Below are 4893 nucleotides of genomic sequence, written 5' to 3' on the forward strand. Positions count from 1 at the left end.
TCTCTCCGAGTGGCGCGGTCTTTGCGCGGAATAAGGGGCAGTCATCCTGTCCTTATAGAGACTGTTGCGCATTTGTCTGGCAGCACCGTTTCCGAAGTTGGTTCGGAGTCCGAAACAACAAATGCAGCGCAACACATGAACGTGCTCAAACCGCGTAATGTTTGCGCGGGCTACGACAGTATCGCCGTTGTTGATTGAAAATAGCGCGAAGCCCGTCCGTGATCGGGCTTGCCCAAGAGACGACGCGGCTCTCCAACAAGCCTTCCGAAGGTGTGGCCGCGTCAGGGGTTAAACGATCAACTTGTCCGTTGCTTATAATAGGTGTCCTTATGGACAATCAGTCCATCACGATAGGTCAGGATGTCGACGCTCAGAAACTCTTCTTTCGAGCCATCCTTATGCGTCGCGGTGCGTCGGTATTCGCAGTAGGCTTTGTTGCCCGAGATCGCGCAGTCCAGGGTTTCCCAATGCACGTTTTCGACTTTTTCGAACAGCGCAGAAAAAGCACCGCGGATCGTTTCGGCGCCTTCCAGACGCACGCCATGTTCGTCCGGGCCGACGGCGTGATCAAAAGTGGCGTCGTCTGCGAAGTGCTTCATCACAGCATCGATGTCGTTGGCGTTAAACGCGTCGCCGACAGCGTCGACGAGGTCTCGGGTCAAAGCGGTCATGATTGCGGTCCTTTTCCTTGAAGCATATCGCAAGTGTGTTTGAAGAAGGGGCTTTTCGGGTCGACAAGAACGTTCAGTTCGTCAAAGTGATCGACGTCCGGAACGAAGTAGAGGCCGACCTTGCGGTCTGCGGTCCCAAATTTTTCGACATACATCCGGGCCTGCCTGTGGAATTCGTCGGTTTCCGCGCAGCCAACGACAACCAGCTGCGGTGCGTTTGTAACCGGAGGATGGTTGGTCATCGGGCTTTCTGTCTCGGCCTCTTCCGGGGTCATCCGGATACCGGAATTGAGCGCCTGGGTCAGCCGGACCGGTTCAAGGTAGCTGAGCGGCGACACCGGGATGCCGGACTTGATCATGTCGGTAGGAAGATCATCGCCGAAATCGGGCCAGTTGGTCGCCATCATCATCTGGGTGATATGGCCGCCAGCCGAGTGGCCCATCGCGGTGATACGGTCCGGATTGATCCCCAAATCGCGGGCGTTGCGCCAAATGTAAGCCATCGCTTCGCGGATTTCTTCGGAGATACGGGTGATGGTCACGGATGGGCAAAGGTCATAGCCGATGACCACAACATTGAACCCCGCCGCGACAAAGGGTGGTGCAATGAAGCTGTAGATCGATTTGTCGCCGCGTTGCCAATAGCCGCCGTGCACATACACCAACGTCGGTGCGGTCGCATCCGGACAGCGGAAGACATCCAGCTTTTGTTTCTCACCTTCCCCGTAACGGATATCCAGACTGCAATCAGATGTAGCGCGCGCGGCCTCGCTGTCGCAGCTCCAGGCGGGAATGACGGTGACTTCATAATCCGGTCGTCCGGCCCGCAGATTGTATTGCGCGTCGAATTCTTCCGGGCTGAAACGGGTGTGGTAGGTCAAATGATCGCTCATGACGAAACCTCGGGATTGGGGGCCGCGAAGAAAGCACCGCGGCAAAAGACAAGGGGCGGAACCGGTGCGTGGGCGTAGTTAACAACGCGGCCCAGAAGGATCTCATGATCGTCTGCGTCGACCCTGCTGTGCGCCGTGCATTCCAATTGCGCCGAGGCGCCGGGTATCAACGGGGTCGCGGTTCCGGGGGTCCATTCGGTATCGGTAAAGCGGTTTTCAACGTCGCTGGCGAAGTGCATCGCAAGGTCTTTTTGCTCGGCCGACAGGATGTTGACCGCGAAATGATCCGATTGCGATAGCGTCGGGAACACCCGGCCTGACTTTGCGACACAGACCGAGATCACCGGCGGCTGCAGTGAGACCGAGGTAAAGGAATTGGCGGTCAGGCCCCAGGGCTCACCGTCCGCGTCATAGGTGGCGACGATGGTCACGCCGGTCGGAAAGGCGCCCAGTGCGCGGCGATAGTCCCGGACGTCCACTATAGCACCCCTTCGTTGGCGCAGGCTTTCTCCAGCGCAGCCCATTCATCAGGATTTGTCCCGAAATGACGCATGACGTGATCGCGGTAGGCAGGGCGTTCCGCCAGCCCCTGATACCAGGCCTCGACATTCGGCAAGGGCGGGCGGTCGACCTCGACGTTGAAATAGCGGTAAGCTACGCACCCCAAAGGAATATCCGCCATGGTAAAACTGTCGCCGCAGACATAGGCTTTATCCGCCAGATGCTGATCCAGAAGGGTCAGGGCCTCATGCGCTTCGTCACTCAGCTTGGCGATCTTTTCCGGGTCGCGCTGATCAGGTTGAGTGCGCACGGTTGCGAAGAACAGGTGGATCACCGGCCCAAAGGCGCGACTGGCCGACCACTCCATCCATTGATCCGCAATCGCACGGGTCTGGATGTCGGACGGGCTGAGCGTTCCGGCGCCGTACCGATCACAGAGATAGCGCACGATGGCGAGGCTTTCCCACAGCGCAAAGTCTCCATCCCGGATCGCCGGGATCATCCTGTTGGGATTGATCTGCGCATACATTTCGGTATCGAGTTTGCCAAAGCTGCCCCCGGCCAGCTGCAGCGTGTAGTCCAGCCCCAGCTCGTTCGCTGCCCAGATCACCGGAATAACGTTCGACGAATAGGGGCGCCCCCAAATCTCAAGCATGTTCCAGCATCCTTTTCTGGGCGATGGATTGCGTGCCGAACTTGGGAACAACGTGCTCAAACAGACGATGCCAGCTGGCGAGGATCTTTTCGTAGGGCACGCCGGTGTATTGCTGCATCAGCATGAGGTGATCGAGACCGATGGTTTCCTGTCGTTCCGCAAACCGATCCGCAACATATTCGGCATCGCCAACCACGATGATCCCGCGTTTGTTGAGGAAGTCGAACCAATCCATATCCTCATCCTCGGGCGTCATCTCTTCGCCCACGTCCAGATAGCCGTGCTTGGTCCATTCCCCCTTGGGACGCGATCCGCCAAGGAATTCGTAATAGGCGTTGATCGGGCCGCGAATGGTGTTCACCGCTTCATCCATGCTTTCGCCGACATAAAACGCCGTGCAGACACCAACGCCTTCGCCAAGCTTCACCTCGCGCCCATCGCGTTGCGACAGGGCCTGACGATAAGGTTCCCAACAGGCCAGCGTCGCCTTGGGGCCCGCCGCCATCGAGATCACACCCCAACCGCGCTCTCCGGCCAACTTAAATGTGGGCGGGGCATTCGACATCAGCCAGACCGGCGGATGCGGGTCGGAATAGGGGCGCGGATGCACATACATCGCCTTGTATTCGCCATCTTCGTCGTGATAACGCGGGTCCAGAGGGTCAAAGAACCGATTGGCCTCTTTCCAGCCAGGAACCGGGAATTGATAGAACTCGCCGTGATGGGTGAACGCCTCGTTAGTCCAGGCTTTCAGGATTATCTCAAGGCTCTCCTGATACAGCCGCATGACCTTGGCATTGTCTCGCCGGTCCGCATCTTTGTTGAACTGGATGGTCGAGCGTTCGTTGATGCCCTTGGCCACGCCGAAATCAAACCGGCCCTGGGTCATGTTATCAAGCATCGCGGCATCTTCAGCCACCCGCAAAGGATGCCAGTCCGGCAGGATGATAGGCGCCGTGCCAACCCGCAGTTTCTTGCAATGCGCAGCCACGTGGGTCCCCATCTGGATCGGATTGGGCGGCGCATTCATATATCCGTTATGGGCAAAGTGATGCTCGGTGAACCACGCGGTTGTGAAACCCGCCTGCTCTGCCAGCGAACACTGTTCGAGGATCATCTCCAGCGTGCGCGCCCAGGGAATCGTCTCACCAGGGCTAAAATTGGCAATCAAATCAAAGCGCATAACGTTCTCCCGGCAGGTAAAAGATCAGTTGATTTTTTATCCTATTTTCAACTAAGTTGATTTTTACTCGAAAAGTCAACTGAAATCATTTATTCTGAAGTTATGAAAAATGACGTGTCCCAGACCGACGCCCAAAGGCTTGGCAGTGAAATTCGCGAAGTGCGCAAAGCACGTGGGCTGACTCTACAGCACTTGTCCGAGGCGGTGTCATGTTCCAAAGCCTATCTCAGCCGGATTGAGCTTGGGACGGCCAGGGTGTCCGAAGACCTGCTTGGCGAAATCAGCGATGCGCTTGCGGTTGACCCGGGCTGGTTCTTTCCCAAGCAGGCAGGAGAAGGCCCGCTGGAACGCAAGCACGTCGTGCGACGTGAAAACCGCAGGGCGCTGTCGGCGATGTATACGCGGTCAACGGATGAATTGGGCTTTGAGGACGAATTGCTGTCCAGCACGTTGTCTGGCCAGTGCTATTTGATCCTGTCGCGGTTCCGTCCCGGCGCAGGACAACCGCCCGAGCCGCTGGAAGGGTATTCCTTTGAAGGTGAGCAACACGCCATCGTCCTTAGCGGCGAAGTTGAGCTGCGTCTCGCGAGCGAGGTCATTTCATTGCGTGAAGGAGACAGCTTTTCCTATCCATCCATGATCGCGCACCGCTTTCGCAACAAGACCGAAAAAGAAGCCACAATGGTCTGGGCGATGTCGCCGATACGTATCACGTGGTGACTGATGGTCTGCTATTGCAGATGCATGAAGTGCTTTTGTGTGTGGTGCGCTGAAAGGTCTTGTCAGAAGAACTTGGGTTGAGCGGGGCAGGGGTGTTGGGATCTGTTGCAAACTTTTGGCTGTTGACGACGTCAGATGCCGCGGGTGAATGACTTTCGGTAAAATCAGTCGAGTGTCAGTTCATGATTTCCTTCAAAGGCGCGCAATATCCGAAGGGTCTTGTCAGAGGAACTTTGCTTGAGCAGGGCAGGGCGGTTACGTAGCTTTTGC

General features: G+C 57.0%; 7 protein-coding genes. 2 read left to right on the forward strand and 5 right to left on the reverse strand.

Annotation, left to right across the window (positions count from 1 at the left end; translation table 11 throughout):
• On the forward strand, positions 1 to 198 hold a 198-nt coding region (locus GOW98_RS25645), incomplete at its 5' end, for a hypothetical protein (protein WP_217359744.1).
• Positions 199 to 296: 98 nt separating this feature from the next.
• Here GOW98_RS25645 and GOW98_RS25290 read toward each other — a convergent pair.
• From GOW98_RS25290 to GOW98_RS25310, 5 genes are read right to left on the reverse strand one after another with little or no spacing between them, the layout of a single operon-like run.
• On the reverse strand, positions 297 to 671 hold the full coding sequence (locus tag GOW98_RS25290) for a nuclear transport factor 2 family protein (RefSeq protein ID WP_170337360.1): 375 nt from the start codon (positions 669 to 671) through the stop codon (positions 297 to 299).
• Positions 668 to 1564 (reverse strand): alpha/beta hydrolase, encoded by an 897-nt coding sequence (locus tag GOW98_RS25295; RefSeq protein WP_170337361.1) that lies wholly within the window; start codon positions 1562 to 1564, stop codon positions 668 to 670. The genes GOW98_RS25290 and GOW98_RS25295 overlap by 4 nt, the downstream gene beginning before the upstream one ends.
• The gene (locus tag GOW98_RS25300; protein ID WP_170337362.1) at positions 1561 to 2043 is read right to left on the reverse strand and encodes a flavin reductase family protein; all 483 of its coding nucleotides are present in this window, start codon (positions 2041 to 2043) and stop codon (positions 1561 to 1563) included. The genes GOW98_RS25295 and GOW98_RS25300 overlap by 4 nt, the downstream gene beginning before the upstream one ends.
• On the reverse strand, positions 2043 to 2720 hold the full coding sequence (locus GOW98_RS25305; RefSeq protein WP_170337363.1) for a glutathione S-transferase family protein: 678 nt from the start codon (positions 2718 to 2720) through the stop codon (positions 2043 to 2045). The genes GOW98_RS25300 and GOW98_RS25305 overlap by 1 nt, the downstream gene beginning before the upstream one ends.
• Positions 2713 to 3903, reverse strand: coding sequence for an LLM class flavin-dependent oxidoreductase (locus tag GOW98_RS25310; RefSeq protein WP_170337364.1), 1191 nt, complete (start codon positions 3901 to 3903; stop codon positions 2713 to 2715). Before GOW98_RS25310 ends, GOW98_RS25305 begins: the two co-directional genes overlap by 8 nt.
• Positions 3904 to 4005: 102 nt before the next feature.
• Between GOW98_RS25310 and GOW98_RS25315 the strand changes: the two genes are divergently transcribed.
• Positions 4006 to 4623 (forward strand): helix-turn-helix domain-containing protein, encoded by a 618-nt coding sequence (locus GOW98_RS25315; protein ID WP_217359745.1) that lies wholly within the window; start codon positions 4006 to 4008, stop codon positions 4621 to 4623.
• Positions 4624 to 4893 lie beyond the last annotated feature (270 nt).

The organism is Ruegeria arenilitoris, from assembly GCF_013032445.1.
Taxonomy (GTDB): domain Bacteria; phylum Pseudomonadota; class Alphaproteobacteria; order Rhodobacterales; family Rhodobacteraceae; genus Ruegeria; species Ruegeria arenilitoris_F.